Origin of the sequence: Mucilaginibacter defluvii, from assembly GCF_039543225.1 — a bacterium.
GTDB classification, from domain to species: domain Bacteria; phylum Bacteroidota; class Bacteroidia; order Sphingobacteriales; family Sphingobacteriaceae; genus Mucilaginibacter; species Mucilaginibacter defluvii.
This window is the reverse complement of the sequence record NZ_BAABJI010000004.1, coordinates 714,356-737,854: the sequence shown is the minus strand read 5'-3', so window position 1 is coordinate 737,854 and position 23,499 is coordinate 714,356. Positions and strand designations below refer to the sequence as shown.

25 protein-coding genes are annotated in these 23,499 nt (G+C 44.3%); 13 read left to right on the top strand and 12 right to left on the bottom strand.

Translation table 11 applies throughout. The features are described from left to right. The first annotated feature begins 123 nt into the window (after window positions 1-123). The 7 genes from ABD960_RS20390 (at window position 124) to ABD960_RS20360 (ending at window position 6,203) form a co-directional block, all read left to right on the top strand. Window positions 124-708 carry an RNA polymerase sigma factor gene (locus tag ABD960_RS20390; RefSeq protein WP_232177656.1) on the top strand — a complete coding sequence of 195 codons (585 nt, stop codon included), beginning with the start codon at window positions 124-126 and terminating at the stop codon, window positions 706-708. 60 nt (window positions 709-768) lie between these two features. Further along, the gene (locus tag ABD960_RS20385) at window positions 769-2,274 is read left to right on the top strand and encodes an NAD(P)H-hydrate dehydratase (RefSeq protein WP_345334255.1); all 1,506 of its coding nucleotides are present in this window, start codon (window positions 769-771) and stop codon (window positions 2,272-2,274) included. A gap of 210 nt (window positions 2,275-2,484) precedes the next feature. Further along, complete coding sequence (locus ABD960_RS20380) at window positions 2,485-2,991, top strand: GbsR/MarR family transcriptional regulator (RefSeq protein ID WP_345334253.1); 507 nt, start codon at window positions 2,485-2,487, stop codon at window positions 2,989-2,991. Between the two features lie 68 nt (window positions 2,992-3,059). Continuing rightward, complete coding sequence (locus ABD960_RS20375; protein ID WP_345334251.1) at window positions 3,060-3,449, top strand: hypothetical protein; 390 nt, start codon at window positions 3,060-3,062, stop codon at window positions 3,447-3,449. A gap of 24 nt (window positions 3,450-3,473) precedes the next feature. Continuing rightward, entirely contained in the window at window positions 3,474-4,217 is a 744-nt protein-coding gene (locus ABD960_RS20370; protein WP_345334249.1) for a thiol-disulfide oxidoreductase DCC family protein, read from the top strand. Between the two features lie 78 nt (window positions 4,218-4,295). Continuing rightward, window positions 4,296-5,210 carry a TIGR01777 family oxidoreductase gene (locus ABD960_RS20365; protein ID WP_345334247.1) on the top strand — a complete coding sequence of 305 codons (915 nt, stop codon included), beginning with the start codon at window positions 4,296-4,298 and terminating at the stop codon, window positions 5,208-5,210. Window positions 5,211-5,261: 51 nt separating this feature from the next. Continuing rightward, complete coding sequence (locus ABD960_RS20360; RefSeq protein WP_345334245.1) at window positions 5,262-6,203, top strand: hypothetical protein; 942 nt, start codon at window positions 5,262-5,264, stop codon at window positions 6,201-6,203. Between the two features lie 8 nt (window positions 6,204-6,211). Here ABD960_RS20360 and ABD960_RS20355 read toward each other — a convergent pair whose 3' ends face one another. After that, a complete protein-coding gene (locus ABD960_RS20355) occupies window positions 6,212-6,622 on the bottom strand; it encodes a hypothetical protein (protein ID WP_345334243.1) in 411 nt (136 codons plus the stop codon). A 48-nt stretch (window positions 6,623-6,670) separates the two neighbouring features. On the opposite strand from ABD960_RS20355, the gene ABD960_RS20350 reads away from it, so the two are divergent. After that, on the top strand, window positions 6,671-7,180 hold the full coding sequence (locus ABD960_RS20350; protein WP_345334241.1) for a hypothetical protein: 510 nt from the start codon (window positions 6,671-6,673) through the stop codon (window positions 7,178-7,180). On the opposite strand, the gene ABD960_RS20345 is transcribed toward ABD960_RS20350, so the two are convergent. From ABD960_RS20345 to lipA, 3 genes are read right to left on the bottom strand one after another with little or no spacing between them, the layout of a single operon-like run. Then, window positions 7,177-8,004, bottom strand: a complete 828-nt coding sequence (locus ABD960_RS20345; protein ID WP_345334239.1) for an anti-sigma factor — start codon at window positions 8,002-8,004, stop codon at window positions 7,177-7,179. The two genes, ABD960_RS20350 and ABD960_RS20345, sit on opposite strands and share 4 nt — an antisense overlap. A 6-nt stretch (window positions 8,005-8,010) precedes the next feature. After that, the gene (locus ABD960_RS20340; protein ID WP_345334237.1) at window positions 8,011-8,559 is read right to left on the bottom strand and encodes an RNA polymerase sigma factor; all 549 of its coding nucleotides are present in this window, start codon (window positions 8,557-8,559) and stop codon (window positions 8,011-8,013) included. A gap of 23 nt (window positions 8,560-8,582) precedes the next feature. Continuing rightward, on the bottom strand, window positions 8,583-9,461 hold the full coding sequence (gene lipA / locus ABD960_RS20335; protein ID WP_345334235.1) for a lipoyl synthase: 879 nt from the start codon (window positions 9,459-9,461) through the stop codon (window positions 8,583-8,585). A 111-nt stretch (window positions 9,462-9,572) separates the two neighbouring features. Here lipA and ABD960_RS20330 point away from each other — a divergent pair, with 111 nt between their 5' ends. Continuing rightward, window positions 9,573-9,980, top strand: a complete 408-nt coding sequence (locus ABD960_RS20330; protein WP_345334233.1) for an OsmC family protein — start codon at window positions 9,573-9,575, stop codon at window positions 9,978-9,980. Window positions 9,981-10,128: 148 nt separating this feature from the next. On the opposite strand, the gene ytxJ is transcribed toward ABD960_RS20330, so the two are convergent. From ytxJ to ABD960_RS20315, 3 genes are all read right to left on the bottom strand, one after another. After that, entirely contained in the window at window positions 10,129-10,458 is a 330-nt protein-coding gene (gene ytxJ / locus ABD960_RS20325; RefSeq protein WP_345334231.1) for a bacillithiol system redox-active protein YtxJ, read from the bottom strand. Between the two features lie 229 nt (window positions 10,459-10,687). Further along, a complete protein-coding gene (ribH, locus tag ABD960_RS20320) occupies window positions 10,688-11,185 on the bottom strand; it encodes a 6,7-dimethyl-8-ribityllumazine synthase (protein WP_345334229.1) in 498 nt (165 codons plus the stop codon). A gap of 103 nt (window positions 11,186-11,288) precedes the next feature. Next, window positions 11,289-11,963, bottom strand: coding sequence for a tetratricopeptide repeat protein (locus ABD960_RS20315; RefSeq protein WP_345334227.1), 675 nt, complete (start codon window positions 11,961-11,963; stop codon window positions 11,289-11,291). Between the two features lie 143 nt (window positions 11,964-12,106). Here ABD960_RS20315 and recF point away from each other — a divergent pair, with 143 nt between their 5' ends. After that, complete coding sequence (recF, locus tag ABD960_RS20310) at window positions 12,107-13,216, top strand: DNA replication/repair protein RecF (RefSeq protein WP_345334225.1); 1,110 nt, start codon at window positions 12,107-12,109, stop codon at window positions 13,214-13,216. After that, entirely contained in the window at window positions 13,200-13,490 is a 291-nt protein-coding gene (locus ABD960_RS20305) for a DciA family protein (protein ID WP_345334223.1), read from the top strand. The genes recF and ABD960_RS20305 overlap by 17 nt, the downstream gene beginning before the upstream one ends. A 39-nt stretch (window positions 13,491-13,529) precedes the next feature. Here ABD960_RS20305 and ABD960_RS20300 read toward each other — a convergent pair whose 3' ends face one another. After that, entirely contained in the window at window positions 13,530-16,697 is a 3,168-nt protein-coding gene (locus tag ABD960_RS20300) for an ATP-dependent helicase (protein WP_345334221.1), read from the bottom strand. 62 nt (window positions 16,698-16,759) lie between these two features. Between ABD960_RS20300 and ABD960_RS20295 the strand changes: the two genes are divergently transcribed. Further along, the gene (locus tag ABD960_RS20295) at window positions 16,760-17,314 is read left to right on the top strand and encodes a hypothetical protein (RefSeq protein WP_345334219.1); all 555 of its coding nucleotides are present in this window, start codon (window positions 16,760-16,762) and stop codon (window positions 17,312-17,314) included. Between the two features lie 50 nt (window positions 17,315-17,364). Here the strand turns inward: ABD960_RS20295 and nhaA are convergent, their stop codons facing one another. The 3 genes from nhaA to ABD960_RS20280 are packed head-to-tail and all read right to left on the bottom strand — an operon-like array spanning window position 17,365 to window position 18,945. Continuing rightward, a complete protein-coding gene (nhaA, locus tag ABD960_RS20290) occupies window positions 17,365-18,540 on the bottom strand; it encodes a Na+/H+ antiporter NhaA (RefSeq protein WP_345334217.1) in 1,176 nt (391 codons plus the stop codon). 24 nt (window positions 18,541-18,564) lie between these two features. Beyond that, window positions 18,565-18,756, bottom strand: a complete 192-nt coding sequence (locus ABD960_RS20285; protein ID WP_345334215.1) for a VOC family protein — start codon at window positions 18,754-18,756, stop codon at window positions 18,565-18,567. A 27-nt stretch (window positions 18,757-18,783) separates the two neighbouring features. Further along, window positions 18,784-18,945: a VOC family protein gene (locus ABD960_RS20280; protein WP_345334213.1), complete on the bottom strand. Its 162-nt coding sequence runs from the start codon at window positions 18,943-18,945 to the stop codon at window positions 18,784-18,786. Between the two features lie 189 nt (window positions 18,946-19,134). Here ABD960_RS20280 and ABD960_RS20275 point away from each other — a divergent pair, with 189 nt between their 5' ends. Further along, window positions 19,135-21,396, top strand: coding sequence for a glycoside hydrolase family 31 protein (locus tag ABD960_RS20275; RefSeq protein ID WP_345334211.1), 2,262 nt, complete (start codon window positions 19,135-19,137; stop codon window positions 21,394-21,396). Window positions 21,397-21,468: 72 nt separating this feature from the next. On the opposite strand, the gene dnaK is transcribed toward ABD960_RS20275, so the two are convergent. Then, entirely contained in the window at window positions 21,469-23,379 is a 1,911-nt protein-coding gene (gene dnaK, locus ABD960_RS20270) for a molecular chaperone DnaK (RefSeq protein ID WP_345334209.1), read from the bottom strand. Between the last annotated feature and the right edge of the window lie 120 nt (window positions 23,380-23,499).

Here is a 23,499-nt window from a genome sequence, read left to right as displayed (position 1 = left end):
ATTTTATTGTTTAATTTGTTTTATTTGACTTAACATTTTGTATTACCCCTAAAGCAAAAAATTATAGGATAAACTTTACTCAACAACATTTTAAGTAAACTTAATTAAGTAGTAAGGTTTTCTATGGATTTAAAATTGCAAAGTGATCAGGATCTAATCCATCTTTATATTTCGGGCGATGAAGGGGGGCTTGTAGAGCTTATTCGCCGTTATCAAACCAAAATATACACTTCTATTTATTTGCTTGTTAAAGACGAATACCTCGCCGAGGATATTTTCCAGGATACATTTATAAAAGTAATTAACACTTTAAAAGCTGGAAAATATAACGAAGAAGGTAAGTTTTTACCATGGGTAACACGTATTGCGCATAACCTGGTTATTGACCATTTCCGCCGCGAAAAGCGTGCGCCTATGGTTAGTAACGGCGACGACTTTGATATTTTTGAGGTATTAGGCAATTATGACGAAAGTATGGAAGACCGCATGGTACGTGAGCAAACTCACAAGGATTTAAAAACTTTGATACAATTGCTGCCTGCAGAGCAAAAAGAAGTATTAATTATGCGCCACTTTGGTGATATGAGCTTTAAAGAGATTGCCGATATTACCGATGTCAGCATTAATACCGCACTTGGCCGTATGCGCTATGCCCTCAACAACCTGCGCAAAATGATGCAGGCTAAAGAGATGAGCATTAAAAACTAAGCGTAAAATATTTTTGATAAGCCCGAAAAACAAAGGCAGCATGTTATAAATTAGTATAATATGCTGCCTTTACTTATTTCATCCCAGATACGCGAGGCTGATGCCTGGACGATAAAAAACGAGCCCATCACATCTACCGACCTGATGGAACGGGCCTCAAAAGCTTTTGTGGGATGGTTCATCAATCATTTCCCTGAACGGAACGAACGTATAAGCATTTACTGCGGTACCGGTAACAACGGCGGCGATGGGCTGGCCATAGCCCGTATGCTGCATCAGCATAAATATCAATATATCAAGGTTTTTATCGCCCGTTTTAGCGATAAATCAACAGCTGATTTTGATGCGAACCTACAGCGCTTGCACGATTGCGGCGTAACCCATGTAACCATAAATAATACCGAAATATTGCCTGATGAAAGTAGTTCAATCATTATAGATGCTCTGCTGGGCAGCGGGTTGAACAAACCGCTTAATGGCGACTACAAAACACTGGTTGATTATTTGAATAGCCTTAATAAAACGGTGGTAGCCGTTGATGTGCCTACCGGCTTTTTTGCTGATGGCGAAATACCGCAGGATGCAACCGTTTTACAAGCCGATCTGGTGATTACTTTTCAGCAGGCTAAGATCAATTTTTTGCTGCCGGAGTCAAAGCACCATATCAATTGCTGGGAAGCGGTGAACATTGGCATCAACGAGCAATATGCCCGTTCTCTCAATTCTCCTTATCAATATATTGAGGAGAAAGATGTACGCGGTATGTTAAAACACCGCACACGTTTTAGCAATAAAGGCACTTATGGCCATACCTTGATTATTGCAGGCGAGGCGCGCACCATGGGGGCTGCCTTGCTATGCTCGTCAGCAGCGGCTTATGCCGGTTCAGGGCTAACAACAGCATGTATACCCGGCAGCGGCTTAACTGCGTTAAACAGTTATATGCCTGAGCTTATGGCCATCGTCCGCGATGGAGATACACTGCCTGACATTTCCTGGGACAAGTTCCGCTCGATAGCATTCGGCCCGGGATTGGGCACTGATGATAACGCGCTGAAATTATTTGCCTACGTGCTCACCAATTATAAAAAGCCAATAGTTATAGATGCCGACGGACTTAACCTGCTCGCAAAAAACAATACCTTATGGCAGGCTATACCCGCTGGCAGCATACTTACCCCGCACATGAAGGAATTTGACCGCCTGTTTGGCGACAATACCAGCTGGTGGGCCCGCCTGCAAACGGCAAGACAACAAGCGGCCGAACGTAACCTGTATATCGTACTAAAAAATGATTATACCATAACCGCAACGCCTGAGGGTAAGCTTTACTTTAACTCTACCAGTAATGCGGCAATGGCTACCGGTGGTATGGGCGATGTACTTACCGGCATACTGGCTTCCCTGTTGGCGCAAGGTTACACCTCTGAACAGGCCTGCCTTGCGGGGATTTATATACACGGTAAAGCCGGAGATGAATTAGCTCTGCCCAACCGGATGAACGTGGTATTGCCAAGTAAACTCGCGCAGCAACTGCCCATTACTATGGCAAAGTTGATGGCATAAAAAAAGCGGTTGTGAGTATCAACAACCGCCTTTCCTTTTTAACTATTAACTGACCTTATAAAGAACTAAATACTCTCTGTAATTATCTATAAGACGTGTAGACTTTTAATACGTTACAGCATTTCTGAACTTTTTTATCAAAAGCGATAAATTATTTGAAATAAACTTTCAATAATTTTTGAAAGTTAAAAAATAAGTATACTTTTGTATATGGAATTGGTTGAAGCAAGACTGAAATTTATTGAGACGTGGGGTAAGCTGGGATCAGAATGGGGCATCAACCGCACCATGGCACAGGTACATGCTTTGTTGCTGATAGCTCCCGAGGCACTTACAACCGAGGAAGTAATGGAAGCGCTTAGCATATCGCGCGGTAATGCCAACATGACCCTGCGTGACCTGATCAGCTGGGGATTAGTTGAAAAGCAACTGAAACCCGGTGAACGTAAGGAATATTTTTTTGCCGAGAAAGATGCCTGGACCATTGCCCGCCAGGTGGCACAAGAACGTAAAAAGCGCGAGCTGGACCCGCTGTTGAAAGTTTTGAATGAATTGGCCGAAGTAAAGGGAAGTGAAAATGACCCCGCTTATAAAACTTTTAAAACCTCTGTAAAAGGCATTACCAAACTATCGGCAAACGTGAACAATACTTTAGAAACCATGATAAAGGCAGAAGAGAACTGGTTTTGGGGTTCTATCTTCAAAATATTTAAATAAAAAAATTTATCTATATATTTCATTAATTACTGAAAATTCGAAACTTATCATCAACTAAATATAATATCATGAATTACGTCATTTTAACCTACGCACTCTATCTATCAGTAAGCATTGCCGTTACCATTTGGGTAGCGCGAGTTTTATTCAACAACGGCCGTATTTTTTTGGTGGATATATTTCACGGCAATACGGAGCTTGCCGACTCAGTAAATAAGCTGCTGGTAGTGGGCTTTTATCTTATCAACATTGGTTATATGGTAGTGGTATTAAAAGAGTATGGCACTATTGTAAACATGCGGGAAGTGATCGAGATTTTGAGTTATAAGGTTGGCCGCATTATTTTGATATTAGGCGCAGTGCACTTTATAAACCTCGCCATATTCTTCAGGTTACGCAATAAGGCTCATTTCACTAAAGTGATGATGGAACGTTATAAACCATTTGCAGAACAATAAATATAAACATCAAATCTCCCGAATATGAAAACGCTGCAAAACCATATTATACTTTACGATGCGGAATGCCCTATGTGCAACCTGTACACCAAAGCATTTGTAAGTGCGGGTATACTTGACGATACGGGCAGAACCGCCTACCAGGATACGCCAGAGATGCTTTGTCCGCTGATTGACCGGCAACGTGCCGTGAACGAAATAGCCTTGGTAAACACCCAAACCGGCGAAGTTAAATACGGCATCGAAAGCTTATTCAAAGTGATTGGCAACTCCTTCCCTATGTTTAAAGGCTTGTTCAGCTTTGGGCCATTTGTGTGGCTGGCGGCTAAGTGCTATGCTTTCATATCATATAACCGCAGGGTAATCATCCCGGCTAATAATCATGATTATGCTATTCAGCCATCATTCAGTTTAAAACTAAGGCTGGCGTATTTGATGTTCACCTGGCTGATAGTGGGTGCGGTACTCACACAATATGCCGCTTTATTAACGCCCCTGATAACCGACGGCAATTGCTTACCGCGAATACCTTATCTGCGGCGGACAGATATTATTTCAAGGGCTGATTGTAAGCTTGTACGCTGCCGACAAAAGGTGGGACTATCTGGGCAACATGATGACCATCTCTTTCGCGGGTGCGCTGGTTTTATTGCCAGTGGTAATTGCAGCACAGTTTATTGCCATACCCGCTATAATATGCACACTTTACTTTTTGGCGGTAGCCGGGCTGATGTTTTTAGAACACATCCGCCGAACAAAATTGCTTAAACTGGGCTGGCTGCTTACCGCTACCTGGGCGCTTTACCGCCTGGTAGTTTTATTTGTTATTATTTAAACTGAACGGTTATGAAATACAATAAAGTAATACTTGCGGGCGGTAGTGGTTATATAGGGATGGTACTGGCCCGTCACTTTAGTAAACTGGCCAGCGAGGTGATTATATTCACTCGTAACCCTCTGCCACAAAACGGCAATATCACCATGGTTTATTGGAACGGCCGTACCCTCGGCGACTGGGCAGTTCATCTGGAAAACAGCGATGTACTGATAAACCTGACCGGTAAAAGCGTGAATTGCCGCTATAACGAAAAGAATAAGGCGGAGATATTTTCATCCCGGCTAAACGCTACACGTGTATTGGGCGAAGCGCTCCGCTTGACTGACAATCCGCCCAAAGTATGGATCAACGCGGCATCAGCTACTATTTATCGCCACGCTGAGGACAGGCCGCAGGATGAATATACCGGTGATATTGGCACAGGCTTTTCAGTAGAGGTTTGTAAACAATGGGAGCAGGCTTTTGCCGAACAGGATATACCCGGCATTCGCAAAATAGTATTGCGCATCAGCGTTGTGCTGGGTAAACATGGCGGTGTAGCCGGTTACTATTTGAACCTTGCCCGGTTTGGCTTCGGTGGTATACAAGGCAACGGCAGGCAATATTTTAGTTGGGTGCACGAGGACGATGTTACCAGCAGCGTAGATTTTTTGCTGGATAACCCACAGTTGCAGGGCGTATTCAATATCGCATCACCTCAACCTATCCAAAACCGGGAATTGATGGGTACCATACGCAAAGTGGTTAGTGCGCCTTTCGGCTTACCTGCCACCAAATGGATGCTGGAAATCGGCACCTTTCTTTTGCGCAGCGAAACAGAGCTGATACTAAAAAGCCGCTGGGTACTGCCAACACGGCTTACGGAAGCAGGCTACACTTTTAAAGTGCCGGATATAAAAACAGCTATTGAACAAAGTATTTAACACTTAAACCTTATCACATATATCATGGTGCTCTTTAAAACACTTAAGCGTATGTTAATAATAGTTGGCATACCTACACTATTCGCTTTCCTATCCTACGCGGTATTCAGAACCGATAGCCTGAACGGTTTATTTACCATCATGTCTATCAGTTTCATTTTGCTTGTGCCATTCGGTATAGGGGTGATTACCGTTTATCTATCGAATATTGAAAGAATAAAGAGCCTTTCGTACCGGTTGATGATGCCCTGGGTGGTAATTATGGTATTCTTTTTTATAACGCTATTTTTTGGATTTGAAGGCTGGGCCTGCTGGCTGATGATTATGCCGGTGTTTTTTGGAGCGGCAAGCCTAGGTGGATGGCTGGCCGGCAGGGCACGACTGCGTAAACATACAAATGAACGCCTGCAGATATCACTACTTGTTTTATTGCCTTTCCTGATTTCCCCTGTTGAACGCTACATCGGCGAACATCCATCTATTTATAAAGCATATACCTATATCGATATAAATGCTGACAAAGTCCATATCTGGAACAACGCAACCCGTGTACGAGGTATATCATCTACCGAAGATAAGGGCTGGCTTACCGAAACCCTTGGCTTTCCGCGCCCAATACGTGCGGAGTTAAATTACAACGGCGTGGGAGGCTACCGCAAAGCCATATTTGATAAGGGACTGATTTTTCATGAGCAAGTTACTGACTACACGGATCAAGAGTTTATGCGTTTTACCATCAAGGCTAATCCGCACGAGATACCTTCAACCACCATGGATGAACACGTGGTAATAGGCGGCGACTATTTTGATGTGATAGACGGAACGTACGAGCTTGAACAGTTGAACCGTAAAACTTACCGACTGCATTTATACAGCCATTTTAAACTGACTACTACTTTTAATTTTTACGCCGGCCTTTGGGCAGGTTGGATAATGAAGGATATACAGAACAACATCCTCCAGGTAATTAAGCAACGGGCAGAAGATATTTAATTTGGCAATCATTCAATTGATGAAATTTTAGGCACTCCATCCTGCGTTATAACTTTTAAGTTGATATTAACCATTTCAATACTATTCCCATAAGATACAACATACTGGTCAGCTCTTTTTAAGTTCTTTTTGATAGTTAATGATTTCAAAAAATCTTTGTCACTGTCTTGAGCATTTATTAGGGGATCAGCGTCGGTTTCGACGACTAATTTTTGATACTGTTTTAAAAAATTTGAAGTGCAATATTTTTTTCGCAATAGTAATAAGTTCAGTTCCGCTTTATCATTCGAGCTTGAGCATTCTGTAATATAAGCTGTATAGAATTTATACAGCATAGCAACTTTTGGGTCAGTTGATGGATGCTGCCCTTTTAAATTAAAAGCAATAGTTGCAAGTAATAAAGTGAAGATTAATTTCATAACAAATATTATCAAATATAATATTCTTAAACCTTATCACATATCATCATGAAAACTCAACAACAACTAATAAAACGCATACGTATTTGCATGGCAATAGTTATTGCCGGGTTATTTATCGGCGGCGTTACGGCCTTTCCGCTCGAAACAGAAATTGGTTGGTTAATCAACAACATGCATATGTTACCCAATGCTGTGCAAACCTGGCTCAGCAGTATTTATCTGGCCCTGCACAACACCAACAACCAATACCCCTATTTAGCCTACGGTACCGACTGGCTGGCATTTGCACATCTTGTATTGGCGGTATTGTTTATCGGTCCGTACAGGCATCCGGTTAAAAATTCATGGGTAATTCAATTTGGCATGATTGCCAGTATAGCCATATTTCCGATGGCATTTATTGCTGGTGGCGTTCGGGACATTCCGGTATTTTGGCAGATTATTGACTGCTCATTCGGCATAATATGCATGCTGCCGTTATATGTCGCCTATAAAAATATTAATGAATTGACCGCGCTTTATGCAAAGCAGGGAATAACAGTGCCGGCTATTTAAATATTGCTGATTACCATCATGGCATCCATGGTGGGGTTAACGCTGCCGCCCCTGGGCTCCAGAGTTACGGCAAAGGCCTGAGGTTGCTCAACCGCTTTCATTTCCTTCATGCCTGAAGTATCCGCCTTCACATCAAATAATCCGAGGTCAACCGGCTTTCCGGCCACAATGGCCCACAGCTGGTATTGGTGCTCTTTATCATTGGCCGGCATTTTTATACCTTCCATATCAATCATCACCTTTTTCTTTTTTGGGCTCCATGCAACGGTAATGGCGGATGCCGGCGCTTTTGGAGTACCTTTTAGTTTTATAAAACGGAATGATGGGTCTCGAAAAACGTTGATCTGCTCGTCCATCAGGTTTACCTGCCTGCTAAAACGCTGGTTCTGCCCTTGTAACGAGGTAATTAACTCGGTAGATTGTCTGAGTCGCCCGTACAAGCCAATAATAGCGGCTATGCTGACGATCAACAGGAAAAGGCAGGCCGCGAAAGCATACTTGTAAAAGTTAACGTTACGCGGGGGTAGCGGCACCACCTTTACGTCATCGTAATCAGTATGTACGCGTGCTTTGGTAAAAATTTTATCGTCGGCTAAATTCGTCAGCAAACTGTTTAATACCCGGTTACGCTGCTGCTCTGATGGCTCTATGGCTTGTTCCTGCGCATAGTCCTCCATAGCTTTCTCAATAGCGTCCAGTTCAGCTTTAATTTCCGGATATTTTATAGCGGCAGCCTCTACCTGTTGCCTTTCGTCAGGAGTAATATCCCCTAAAACGTAAAGCTCCAGTATTCCCGACTCAATATATGCGCTTATATCTTCCAATTTCTATTAAAACTTTTTTCTGAGCTGCTGTATAGCCATTCGTAAACGTGTTTTTACCGTACCCAGAGGCACACCCAATTCATCGGCAGCCTCAACATGGGTATAACCTTTAAAATATACCAGGTCAAGTATTGACCGTTGCTCCTGCTTAAGTGATTGCACCAGATCCTTCAACCCGAGTAATTCAGGCTTATAAACCGTGTTTTTTTGCTCGTCAATAAAAGTTACGTTATTTTCGAGCTCTTGGTTTTTGGTTTGGTTCCTAAAATCTTTAGATCGTACTTTATCAATAGCCAAATTGCGCGCGATATTCACCATCCAGGTAAATAAACGCCCTTTTTCGGCACTATAACCCGAAAAAGACTGCCAGATTTTTATGAAAGTTTCCTGTAATACGTCCTCTGCCGAAGGCTCGTCATTAATAATACGCAGTATAACACCATACAACGATGCGGAATACATGTCGTACAAAGCTTCGGCCGCTACCTTTTCACGGTGACGTAGCCCCCTAACTAATTCTTCTTCAGTCAGTGATATTTTGGGTCTTCTACTCACTGGCTACAAGGTAAAAAGAAAAATTAAAAATCAAACAGGTGTTTCTCGGCATGATACGATGAACGCACTAATGGTCCGCTCTCTACATACCTGAAACCCATCTCGAGGCCTTTTTGTTTGTAGAAGTTAAATTGATCGGGATGAATCCAGTCAACCACAGGGTGGTGATTACGTGTAGGTTGTAAATACTGCCCCAGCGTAAGTATATGCACACCCGCATCAAGCAGGTCAGCCATAGCCTCCAGAACGTCGGCTTCGGTTTCACCCAAACCCAGCATAATGCCTGATTTGGTGCGCAGCCCGGCAGCTGATATATGGCGAAGGCAATCCAAACTACGATCATATTTGGCTTGTATACGCACTTCGCGGGTAAGCCTGCGTACTGTTTCCAGGTTGTGCGATACTACTTCGGGCCTTACCTCTAACACACGGGCCAGGTTGTCCCAGTTACCTTTAAAGTCAGGCAGTAAAGTCTCCAGGGTAGTTTCAGGGCTTTCCCTGCGGATGGCGTTAATAGTTTCAGCCCAGATGATAGAGCCGCCATCTTTCAGGTCATCACGATCAACCGATGTAATTACACAGTGTTTAACCTGCATTAATTTAACGGAGTTGGCCACCCGGTTCGGCTCATCCATATCAACCGCTAAGGGGCGGCCGGTAGCCACCGCGCAAAACGAGCACGAGCGGGTACAAATGTTACCCAGTATCATGAAGGTTGCCGTACCCGCGCCCCAGCACTCGCCCATGTTAGGGCAGTTACCGCTTTCGCAAATGGTATGCAATTTATGCGTATCAACAAGGCTACGCACCTGTGCATACTCTTTACCAACAGGAAGCCTCACCCTTAACCAATCTGGTTTACGCTGCACTTGTGTGGCTGGAATTACCGGCAAATCAATCATAACAACAAAAGTAAGTAAAAACCATATAACGCCCTACAGCACCAAATAATATATTACAGTGGATTGATAAAGCATTTTTGAGTAAGTGCTCATTTTATATAATTTAGCCTCATGGCAACAATTGAAACTACATACCTGGGCGGCTTGCGTACCGAGGCTACCCACCTGCAATCAGGAACTAAGATAATAACTGACGCACCTGTTGATAACAACGGCAAAGGCGAAGCATTTTCACCGACCGATCTGCTGGCAGCATCATTAGGCAGCTGCATGATGACCATTATGGGCATTGCTGCAAATACTCACGGCATTGATATCGACAACACCCAATGCTCCATCACCAAAATAATGGCCGCCAACCCACGCCGCGTGGCCGAGGTGGTGGTTAACTTTAAATTCCCGAAGGAATATACCGATAAGGAGAAAAAGATTTTAGAACATGCCGCCCTTACCTGCCCCGTACACCTGAGCCTTGGCGAAGATGTTAAGAAAACGGTTGATTTTGGGTGGGGAAATTAGTCCGGAAGACGGATTGGATGATGGCCCAAATAAATATCAAACAAGAAAAGCGGCTTATGGCCGCTTTTCTTGTTATGTTGTAATGATTATATATCACTTTAAAAACTTCCGGACTTTCCGACGTCCGGGCTTCCGGACTCCTCAAAAACTACTCCACCATCGTCAGCGCTTCGTCTACCGAAATGCCGCCGTGTGATTGATCGAGGATGCATTCGCCGCTTTTAATCAGCAGCATCTGTGGTGATTCATGGTGTACATGGAAATCCGCGGCAATTTGGTTTGACAGGTCGCGGTATTTGATCAGGTCTAAAAAATAAAGCGAAATCTCTTCCGGAAGATCATCCCATTCCAACTCAAAACGTTTTTTAGCCATCATGCTGATTGAACAGCGGGTGCTATGCTTAAAAATAATGCTATACCCGGGGTGATGCTTTATTTCGTTAATCTGATCTGCCGACTCCAGCGCTATCCACTTCATTGTAATGTTTTTATCAATTTAATACTGATACAAAATTACAGCAAAGCCCTGTAAATGTTTGTAAACGGCATTAAATATGACATTTTGCTGTTAGCGGCCCCTTGGGTATGATCCGTACGCCGGGCACAATTTATTTGAGCATGACGCAAAAGCGCTGGCTGCAAGTGCAACTAAAGCTATGTAAACAAATTTTTTCATAACAGTGATAACATTTTTTTATTGATAAAGTTTAAGCCTGCAACGTACGCGCCAGGTCAGCCATTTTTATGGCAGTTACCGCGGCTTCGTCACCCTTATTACCGTGTTTACCACCGGCGCGGTCAATTGCCTGCTGCTGGTTATCAGTAGTAAGTACACCAAATATAACAGGTTTTGAATACTTTATGGCAACATTGCTCACGCCATTTGCAACGGCATCGCAAATAAAATCAAAATGGCGCGTCTCGCCCTGTATTACGCAACCTAGACAAATCACGGCATCGAGATTAGGCTTGTTCTTCAGTAACAGCTCCGCGCCAGAGGTTAGCTCAAAGCTGCCGGGCACGCTATAACTGAAAATATTTTCGGGCAATGCGCCATTATTTACCAGGCTTTGATAGGCGCCTTCGTAAAGCGCGTTGGTTACATCGGCATTCCACTCGGCCACTACTATACCAAAGGTGTATGCTGCGGCGTTAGGTATCTCGGTTGCCGAAAAGTCCGACAGGTTTTTTAGTTGTGTTGCCATTTTAAATAGTTATTAAATTTAAAAGGTTGCAATGTTGAAATGCATTTAACTCATTCTTCAACATTGCAACCTTTAATTATTGCAACCTCATGTTAAGGTTTTATTAGTTAGCCTCTACGCGGCCAATGTAAGCGTCGATATTTTGCGCTTCAGTGCTGGTAGGGTATTCGTTTTTAATTTTGTTGTAGGCTTCGGATGCTGATTTTTTGTCGTTAGTAGCCTCATACACCAAACCTAATTTTTTAAGGTACAATGGCGATAAAAAGTTGTTTGAAGCCTTATCAACCGCTTTGCTGTAATAGCTTGCGGCATCATCATATTTCTTTTGCTCAACATACGCATCGCCTATGCCGCCTAACGCTTGTGCTGCAACCATATAATCATCGCCACGGTAGTTGCTCAGGTTCTCAATGGCTTTGCCATAATCACCTTTATTAAGATAAGCAATACCAATATAATAGTAGGCCAGGTTAGCGGCTTTGGTGTTGCTATATTCAGATATGATCTTTTCAAACCCAGGGTAACCGGCATCGCCTTTAATGGCTTTGTCCCACTCTTTTTGCTGCCAAAACTCCTGGGCTACGTGCATCTGGTCGGCAGCCTTTACCTCGCGCGGACCAGCGTATGCTTTAAGATATATGAAGTATATGGCTATCAGCACTAAAACTGCCGCAGCTATAAATAGTAAGCTCTTTCTGTTCTCGTTCACAAAACTGCCTGTCTGTTTAACCGGTTTATCTTCGTTCACAATTTTGGTGTTTGCCTGGGTTGTCGACATTCTTATTCAAAAATTAAGTTTGCAAAAATACAGTTTTCAAAGTTTTTATCAACACCTTTTAACTTAAATAATTAACCCTCTAAATTTAAGCCATACGGATGCCTTAACCATCACCCGGATTGTGTTACCTTTGAAGGCTCAATATGTATCTGCAACAACTATCGGTAATCAACTTTAAAAACTACGAACAGGCCGAGCTTAGCTTTAGCGATGGCGTGAACGCTTTTGTAGGCGGCAACGGCGCGGGCAAAACCAATTTGCTTGATGCTATACATTACCTGTCGTTATGCAAAAGTTACTTTAACCCGATAGACAGCCAGCAGATACGCCAGAATGCCGACTTTTTTATCATCACCGGTACGTTTGATAAAAACGACAACAACGAGGCCGTTGCCTGCTCGGTTAAACGCAACCAGAAGAAGCAGTTTAAGCGCAACAAAAAAGATTATCAGCGCCTGGCCGATCATATTGGGCTGTTTCCGCTGGTGATGATCTCGCCTTATGATATCAGTATAATCATTGAGGGCAGCGAGGAACGGCGTAAGTTTATTGACAACGTGATATCGCAAACGGATAACCAGTACCTGGATGAACTGATCGCCTACAACAAAGCCCTGATTAACCGCAACGCGCTATTAAAAACCATTGCTGATACAGGTCGATATGACCCGGTACTACTGGAAATACTTGACGAGCAGCTGGTAGCGTCAGGCAGTCGCATATTTGCCAAACGTAAGGCTTTTATGGAACGCTTTACCGAGGTATTTAACACGCATTACGATTTTATAAGCGGGCAGGCCGAGCAGGTATCGCTGGTGTATGAGTCGCAGTTATTGCAGGATGATTTTGCCGCGTTGCTTAAAAAAACATTAGAAAAAGACCGCGTGCTGGAACGTACCACGGCGGGCATTCATAAGGATGACCTCGCCTTTTCGATACACGGCATGCCCATGAAAAAGTTTGGATCGCAGGGGCAGCAAAAATCATTTTTAATAGCCCTCAAGCTGGCACAATACAGTTATTTGTACGAGCAAAAAAAATTTAAGCCGCTACTGTTGCTGGATGATATTTTTGATAAGCTAGATGATAAGCGGGTTACCAAACTGATGCAAATGGTATCGGCCCATAATTTTGGACAGGTGTTTATAACCGATACCAGTGCCAGCCGGGTAAAAAACGTGTTCGATGACATTAATGTTGATGTCAGAATTTTTGAAATAGCTAAAGGAGAAGCCCATGCGCAAAGCGAATGATAAAACATTGAAGGATGCCATTGAACAAATGATGCAGGTTTATAAGCTTAAGCGCAAGTTTAACGAAACCTCTGTCATCGCTAACTGGCCGCAACTGGTGGGCACATCTGTAGCCAACCGCACTAAAGATATTTACATTAGCGATAAAAAGCTTTTTGTACGTATCGAATCATCTGTAATAAAGCATGAGCTAATGCTGATCCGCACCCAGATCATCCAAAAAATAAACGACGAAGCGCAGGCTGTAGTAGTTGAAGAAGTGGTGTTTTTATAAATGCCCCCCAAGTTCCCTAAAGGGGGGGGCTTTTGTTACTTACTCCTCCACATCAGCATCAATCATAATGCCTTCGGCTTGTTTAAAGTTGGTTTTTACAAAGTGGCACCAGTCGCATTCCTTTTTGCCGCAGCCAGTGTTAAACTCGTGGTTCATTATTTTTTGGTAAACCGATGTTATCTGTTCGCTAACCAGTTCTACATTTTCCGGCGATATGGCTATCTTCTCTTTATGATATTCGCCATCTTTAACTGGCTCCACAAATTCAAACTGAGTGCTTACCACCTGCCAATCGTTACTACGGTCATTATCAACCAGTATTTTGTAAAACACGGCTTGCCGCCAGTAGTCGCCGCCGTTGAGGTTGGCGTTGGTTGGTGGCTGTAACTTATCCTTCGCATTTTTGAGCTTGCCGGTTTTATAATCAACCACGGTTACATTTTTACCGTCAAACTCAATCTTATCCAGGTTACCTTTTATCGGCACGCCGTTTACTTCAATATTTTTAATGGTGCGCTCGGTAACGGCTACCTTGTTCCATATATTCACGTTCTGCTCATAGTAATCGGGCAAAATCTTTTCGCCGTAGGCTAAGCGCAGTTTAAAATCATCCTTGGTGAACGAGTCGCGGTTGCGGAACATGTACCAGCGGAACTCCTTCATAAATTCCTCGGTCGGCATAAACACATCGTTATTATCCTTCAGTTTACGGAACGCCTTATTCAAAGCCCAGTGCACGGCCTGCCCAAAGGTTGCCGCCGGACTTTTACCAGATGGCACCCTGATTAAACACTGAAAGTAAAACCGCAGCGGGCAATCCAGGTAATTATTGAGGTGCGTAACCGAAAGGGTGTAGTTTTGCAGTAGCTGGTTAATATAATTGGTATCCAACAGTTCAACCTGCGGCTTATCGGCCTCGGTAAACTGGGTAGCCATAAAATTAACCATATCATCCGCAGGTACCTGCGGATAGGCCACCTGCAAATGGGTTTCGGCCAGTATCTCACCCACAAATTGCGAGGCCTCCTGATCCTTGCCCTTTTTATCCTTACGGGCGTAGGATATGTTGAGGCATTGCTTGGCACGGGTTAAGGCCACGTAAAACAGTCGGCGCGCCTCTTCCTTTTGGGCGATGTCGTCATCCGGCGAACCGGTAAGCGTATCGGGGTAGCTAAAGCCATGATTGCGGCCCTTGCTATCCCACGTTTTTTTATCACACCCTATAAAAAAAACATGCTCAAACTCCAGCCCTTTTGAACCGTGCGCCGTAAGGAAGTTGATGCCATTATCCGAAAATATCACCTGGTTTAGTTCCATGCGGATGTTGTTCTTCTTCATCAGGTCAATAGTGGCGATCAGTTCGGCCAGGGAGATGTCGGGGTTTTTACGGCTTTCGTCCTTAACAAAATCAAAAAAGCTAGTAAGCACCTGCATAAACGTGCCCTTATCCTCCTGTTGCATAATGAACCTGAGGATACCCATTTTAGCGATCACCTGCTGAAATAGTTGCTGCAACGTAAGGCTCACCGATGCTTTGAGCAGGTAATCAATATCGTTCATCAAAAACTTCATCTCCACGTTCTGCACGTTATCAAATAAACCGGGTTGGGTAGGTGTTCGCAACTCGCTTACATAACGGCGCAGCGAGGTTTTTGGCTGATCGTTATTAAAGGTACTGTAATTAGCTTTTGCTACCGCGATGCTGGCCTTGGCTACCTCAATGGGCGGAATGCCGAAAAAATCATAGTGCATGATCTCGAACAGCAACTCATCGCCACTGTAAGGCGAATCAAGCTCCATTGCGAGATAGCGCAGTATGGTAATGATCTTCTCGCCAAAGGGCAAGGTTAATATGTCTATCTTACGCTTGGTGTTAACGGTAATTTTTTGCGCGCCCAGGTAATGTACCAGGTCCTCCACCTGGTGGTGGTTGCGGTAAATAACGGCGATCTCATTCCCCGGCACGCCGCTTTCAATCAGCTTTTGGATGATGCGTGCGGTATCGGCCAGTTCCTGGTCGGGGTTTTCGTACTCGCGGATGGTGGGCTCTACCATATCCGCAGCAAAGCGCGGGTGCGAGGCGCTCAGGTTTTTATCCAGCGATAATTGCGCAGTAAGGCGCTTTTTATTTTTATCTATCAGCACCCTGGACATATCCAAAATATGCTGATTAGAGCGATAGTTATGCCTTAATACCACGGTATGCAGGGCATGCACGTAATCATTGGCAAAATCAAGGATGTTCTCCATATTGGCGCCCTGAAACTTAAAGATTGACTGGTCGTCATCGCCCACTACAAAAACGTTAGGCGTATCCCAATAATCCAGCAAAAATTTCAGCAGCGCGTTTTGCGATCCGCTGGTATCCTGAAACTCATCTACCAGAATATACTGATAACGTTCCTGATAACGGCGTAATATATCATCATTCTCACGGAAGGCTTTAAGCACCCAAATGATCATGTCGTCGTAATCATACCGGCCCTGCTGCTTCATTTTGGCATCGTAATTTTTGTACTCAGCAACGGCAGCCAGCAGCTTATTCATCTGCTCGGTAACCTTGTCGATATCGGCCTGCTTCGGGTCACCTATTTTGATGCCTTTGGCGGCGTTGGCACGTTTATAAATATACTCCTCACGGTTGGGCAAGTCATCAATATACTCCTTAACCGAGCGGTTGATCAGCTCAGCATCCCAGCTCTCCCGTTTCATGGTAGAGAACAGGCTTTTGAGCCTTGGTGCGTCAAAATAAATATCGCCGGTAAAGCGCTTCAGCAGGTGGTCGTTCGGTAGTTCATCGATCAGCTCCCTAAAAAGCATAGCAGATTCGAGGTCCGACAACGGATCAAGGTTCAGCTTGCCAAAGTATTCCAGGTTTTCCTGGATCACCTCGTTACAAAAAGCGTGGAAGGTATATATGTTGATGCGATAAGCATCGGGGCCAATAAAATCAAACAAACGCTTGCGCATGGCTACGGCGCCGGCATCGGTATAGGTTAAACACAAAATCTCGTTGGGCTGGGCATCGGTATCGGTCAGTATCTTGCCAATACGGGCGGCTAAGATCTGCGTTTTGCCCGTACCCGGACCCGCCACAACCAGCACCGGGCCATCCATTTTATTAACAGCCGATAGCTGCTCCGGGTTTAGCGAGGCCAGCGCCTCCTGAAATTTTGTGTTGTATTTTGCTGAAATGGGGTTTTGCATAAGTACGTAAAAATACTAAATAAAATAGTACTGAGATTTTTTATAATTAGCATATTTGCCCCATGGAAAAACCTTATCCTGGCAAAGCAGAGATTGTTGCCAATCATGAAAATCTTATTATCTCTATCCCGCCTAAAAGAAATATATTTTTCATCGGTTTTGTATCGGCATTCGCTACCTTATATTTCGGCATGAGCTTAGTATTTATGATAATTGCCTTGTTTGAGAATGAGGTGCCTAAAGGTATAGTTGCCTTTATGTTATTGTTTTGGCTTGTTACCGCAACAATAACTTTCCGCTTTTTAACATGGTACTTGTTTGGCAGAGAAGTGATAATAATTGATACCAACGTGGTTGAGATCAAAAAGAAAAAGTTATTGTTTAGTAAACCAAAGGTGTATGATTTAAGGGAATGCCGAGACTTTCGCGCTGTTGATAATCCAAATACTTTTGGCACGGTTAACACACCTATGATGAGTTTATTTAAAAGCGGCAGTATTGGTGCAATAGCCTTTGACTATGGTATGCAAACCGTAAAAATTGGTGCAGGGATTGATGAAGCAGAAGCAAAACATATCATCAACAAGTACAAAGACAGGTTTAATGTTGTGAACTGACATTTATAAATTTCGGACATCTTAAAAATCAATAAATCCTGTTACAAGCTTTACCGACGCTCCTCAGTTTTTTTAGCGTAAGCTTTTAAGCATATAAATCCAACTGTGGCAGCGATTATCGAAGCGGTTAGGATGGCGAACTTAGCCCGGCTTTGCAATTCAAGTTCGGTGAATGACAATAGCGAAATAAAAATCGACATGGTGAAACCAATGCCTGCCAGCGCACCTGCGCCGGCTATATGTACCCAGTTGATCCCTTCGGGCAATTTACTTAGCCTGGTTTTAACAGCGGCAAAGGTCATTAAGAAAATGCCAAGGGGCTTACCCAGAATCAACCCGAAAATTATGCCTAAACCAAGCGGCGTTAGCAGACCTGCCAACATCCCCTGCTCATAAGTTATATTGGTATTGGCCAATGCGAATATCGGAAGGATGAAAAAGTTAACCGGCGCCGACAGCTTATGCTCCAACTCGCACAATGGTGAGTAGCCCGATTTGGTGCGCACCGGTATGGTGAAAGCAGTAAGCACACCAGCCACCGTAGCGTGTATACCGGAATGATGGATAAAGTACCACATAAACAAACCGGGCACGAGGTAAAACCAAGCGTTCTTTAGTTCAAAAAAATTAAATACCAAGGCTATAGCGAAAAAAACCAGCGCGTATAAAAGATAAGTAGTTTCTAAGCCTTGTGTGTAAAATAAAGCGATCACGATTATGGCACCCAAATCGTCAACTATGGCCAAAGCAGTTAAAAACACCTTTACGCCAACGGGTACTAATTTACGCAAGGCATTAAGTATGGCTACCGCGAAAGCAATATCAGTAGCCATAGGTATGCCCCAGCCGGCAGCGGTTTCGTTACCACGATTAAACATGTAATATATAAGCGCGGGCACAACCATACCGCCGATAGCGCTTAGCACCGGCAAAGCAGCCTTTTTAATCCCGGCCAGTTCGCCTTCAACTATTTCGCGTTTTATCTCGAGCCCGGCCATCAAAAAGAATATGGCCATAAGCGCATCATTAATAAACGCGGTCAGGGTAAAATGTGAAGCAATGACATCACCCGCAACTTCGGTAGTCAGCAAGTCGGCAAAACCGGTTTTAAGCGGGGAGTTAGCCAAAACAAGCGATAACACTACACAAGCCAATAACAAAATGCCGCCGGCAGCCGGATGTTCAATAAACTCGACCGCCTTTTTTAATCGCCTCAGTTTTGCCATACGGCGAATATAAGCAATCAGGTTTTAGCCTTCCTGTATTACTGAAAGTATATTACCCGCTGGGTCCGTAAACCAGGCAATGGTTGGGCCGTTGCCGCGCATAATGTTGTCGTCATCCGTTTTAAGCTCCGGATGATCATAGCTTTCAAATTGAACGCCTTTTTCCTTTAACTCCTTTACGGCATTTTCAATATTACTTACTACAAAATTCAGCACCGTAAATGTAGCAGGCTCGTGATTGGGTTAGGGGTAAATAATGGCAGTACCGCCGCCGGGTAGTGGTATGTCGAGCACGCCCATTTCATTTAGCTTAACTTCTAAGCCTAAGGTGGTGCCATAAAATTGCTTTGCTTTTTCGATATCGTTTACCGAAAAGCCGGAGAATGCGCTGTTGAGTTTAACCATTGTATTGTTTTTATAATAAAGGTATCAAACAGTATGCCGCTCGCAGGGGTGCAAACGCGACAAAACAAGGTGGCAGTTTTGCCGCCTGACTTACATTATCATTCCAAAACAACAATAAGCTTGTTTTTTGTTTCTTTAAATAAGGATGAAGCGTAAATTGGCAATCATCAACAAGCAAAAACCAACAGTATGCAAACCCAGCTATTAGGCAACGCAAAACAGGTAAGTCAACATAACGATCATATTACCATACAAACGGCCGAAGCAACGGCCAAGGTATGGGTATACGCCCCGGCCATCATCCGGGTAAATATTACCAAAACACCTGACAAGGCCGACACTTCATTTGCGGTAATACAACAGCCTGAATCGGCTATAAATTATTCAGACAGCGATCAGGAAATTATTGTTACTACCGAAGCTTTAACGCTGCGCATCAATAAAGCGCCGTTGCGTTTCAGCTTTTTTACACCCGATGGTAAACCATTAAGCGAGGACGATACCCGCTTTGGCGTTAACTGGCAAAACGAGCGTGTAGTTAATTACCGTAAGCTTTACGCTGATGAAAAATTTATTGGCCTGGGCGAAAAAACGGGAGATCTTAACCGCCGTGGTACGCATTACGTTAACTGGAATACGGATGCCTCCAAGCATACCATTTATACCGATCCGCTGTATAAAACCTTCCCGTTCTTTATCGGGCTGCACAGCGGGTTAACCTACGGGTTGTTTTTTGATAATACCTACAAAAGCTATTTCGACTTTGGCGCGACTACTGATGATGAAATGAGCTGGTTTGGTGCCGATGGCGGCGACATGAACTATTATTTCTTTGGAGCGCAGGGTGTGGCCGAAATTATTAAAGATTATACCTGGCTTACCGGGCGCATGGAAATGCCGCCGCTATGGAGCATTGGCTACCAGCAATGCCGCTACAGTTATATGAGTGCCGATGAAGTGCTGGGCATAGCCCAAAAGTTCAGGGAGCATAACATACCCGCCGATGTGATCTATTGCGATATAGATTACATGGATAACTACAAGATATTTACCTGGAATGACGAGGCTTTCCCTGACCCAAAGGGGATGATAGATCAGTTAAAGGCGCTTGATTTTCGTACGGTTTGTATAGTTGATCCGGGTATTAAAGTTGAAGAAGGATACAAGCAATATGATGAGGGCGTTGCGAAAGATTACTTTGCTACCTATACCAATGGCGATAACTATGTAGCCAGCGTATGGCCGGGCCGCTGCCACTTCCCCAACTTTTTTGATGATGAAGTAAAGGAATGGTGGGGAGCCGCCTTTACCGCTCTTACCGAACCCGGCGTTGAGGGTTTTTGGAATGACATGAACGAGCCTGCTGCCTGGGGACAAAACATCCCTTACCTTGTAAAATTCGGCGACCGGTACATGGCCGAGGTACGCAACGCCTATGGTATGGAAATGACCAAAGCTACTTATAACGGCACACGCAAGATATTAGGCAACAAACGCCCCTTTATGCTTACTCGCGCGGCTTATTGTGGCACACAGCGCTTTTCGGCCGTGTGGACGGGTGATAATACCGCTACTGATGAACATATGCTGTACGGTCAGCGGCTGGTGAACAGCCTGGGGCTGGTGGGCATGTCATTCACCGGGGTGGATATTGGCGGCTATACCGGCAACCCAACGCCCGAACTGATGCTGCGGTGGAACTCGCTCGGTGTGTACATACCGATGTACCGCAACCATGCCGAAATAGGTACCGCCATGCGTGAGCCGTGGGAATGGGGCGAGGAGAATATGGCCATCATCCGCAAGGATATTGAGCTTCGTTATCAGTTGCTGCCTTACATTTACTCAGGTTTTTATGAGTCATCACAAAACGGATTACCATTGAGCCGCACGTTAGCCATTGATTATACACAGGATGAAAATGTGTTTGACGTTCGCTACCAAAACCAGTTCCTGTTCGGCAATTTCCTGTTAGTTGCTCCGGTTGAAAGTACCAAACTTACCGCCGCGGTTTATTTACCCGGGGGCGAATGGTACCGCTTTGGTAATGATAAAGTGTATGAAGGTGGGATGGCACATTCCGTGCCTGCTCCAATGAATGATCTCCCGGTATTTGTGAAAGGCGGAGGCATCATCCCGATGCAAAGCGTCATCCAAAGCACCAATGAGGCGGGTGATGGTATATTTTACCTACACATATGGAAAGGCACTGAAGATTCGAAATTTGTTTATTACGAGGACGATGGCGTAACGTATGATAACGAGCGTGGCATCTTCCACAAAAGAGATATTAGCTACCATGCTGAATACAACAAGGTAATACTTGCCATAGCAGATGGCACTTACACCTCGAAATTTAATACGTTGAAAGTAATACCTCATGGATTTGGAAAGACTGTTAAGACGCAAGAAGTGCCTTATCATCCAGGTCTAATCGAGATCACCCTGTAAGCATCCATCTGTAAAAATAAAAGGCCCCTGCAACTCATAGCTGCAGGGGCCTTTTCGATATATCAGGAATTATTACTTTTTATCGTCTTTTACCTCTTCATAGTCGACATCGGTTACGGTGTCTGAGTTATCGGCTTGTGCACCGGTGGCGCCAGCATCGGCACCTGGTTGTTGGCCGGCTTCGGCAGCAGCCTTGTACATATCCTCTGATGCGGCTTTCCATGCGTTATCCAATTCTGCCTGAGCAACCTCAATATCGGCCAGGTTTTTAGATGCATGTGCGGCTTTCAGTTTAGTAAGGCCTTCTTCGATAGGTGCTTTTTTATCAGCAGGTATCTTGTCGCCATACTCTTTCAACTGTTTCTCGGTCGAGAAGATCAAAGCATCGGCACCGTTCAGTTTTTCAACTTCTTCCTTAGCTTTTTTGTCAGACTCGGCATTGGCTTCTGCTTCTGCTTTCATTTTTTTGATCTCATCATCTGTTAAACCTGATGAAGCCTCGATACGGATCTTTTGCTCTTTACCGGTAGCTTTATCTTTTGCAGACACATGCAGTATACCGTTGGCGTCAATATCAAAAGTTACTTCAATTTGAGGCACACCACGAGGAGCCGGTGGAATACCATCCAGGTGGAAACGGCCTATGGTACGGTTTTGCGCGGCCATTGGGCGCTCACCCTGCAAAATGTGAATTTCTACCGATGGCTGGCTGTCAGACGCGGTGGAGAAAGTTTCTGATTTTTTGCTTGGGATAGTAGTGTTAGCTTCGATCAGTTTGGTCATTACACCACCCATAGTTTCAATACCCAATGAAAGCGGGGTAACGTCAAGCAGTAACACATCCTTAACTTCACCGGTTAATACACCACCTTGAATAGCGGCACCGATAGCTACCACCTCGTCAGGGTTTACACCTTTTGATGGGGCTTTGCCAAAGAACGATTGTACCGCTTCCTGAATGGCAGGGATACGGGTTGAACCACCTACCAGTATGATCTCATCGATATCTGATGTGCTGTAACCGGCATTTTTTAAAGCCGTACGGCAAGGCTCAATAGTACGTTTTACAAGGCTATCAACCAATTGCTCAAATTTAGCGCGGCTCAAAGTTTTTACCAAGTGCTTAGGCATGCCGTCAGCAGCGGTAATATATGGCAGGTTAACCTCAGTTTGTGTAGTGCTTGAAAGCTCGATTTTAGCTTTCTCGGCAGCTTCTTTTAAACGCTGCAAAGCCATAGGGTCTTTACGCAGATCAACACCTTCGTCGCTCTTAAACTCGTCGGCCAGCCAGTCGATGATAGCCTGGTCGAAGTCGTCACCACCAAGGTGTGTATCACCATCAGTTGATTTTACTTCAAATACACCGTCACCAAGCTCAAGTACTGATACGTCATGCGTACCTCCACCGCAGTCAAACACTACGATCTTCATGTCCTTGTGTGCTTTGTCCAAACCGTAGGCAAGAGCAGCAGCAGTAGGCTCGTTGATAATACGGCGTACTTTTAAACCGGCAATCTCACCGGCTTCTTTAGTAGCCTGGCGTTGTGCATCGTTAAAGTAAGCCGGTACGGTAATAACCGCTTCGCTCACTTCGGTACCTAAGAAATCTTCAGCCGTTTTCTTCATTTTTTGAAGAATCATGGCCGAAATTTCCTGCGGCGTATAGTTACGGTCATCAATAGCAACACGTGGGGTGTTACCTTCGTTAACCACGTTATATGGAACGCGCTCTTTCTCTTTGCTCACTTCAGCAAATTGGTTACCCATAAAGCGCTTAATTGAATAGATAGTTTTGCGGGGATTGGTGATCGCCTGGCGCTTTGCCGGGTCACCCACTTTACGTTCGCCGTTGTCAACAAAAGCAACTACTGATGGTGTAGTACGCTTGCCCTCGCTGTTGGCAATAACAACAGGCTCGTTACCCTCCATTACAGCCACGCATGAGTTTGTTGTCCCTAAGTCGATTCCGATAATTTTAGACATATGTATGATTGTTATTTCTAGTTTATTAATACTAATTACCCACAGCTGTTTATCAATGCCTGTGCCAAATAGTAAATGGCAGAAAAGCGTCAGTTTACAACTATTCGATAGATATATTCC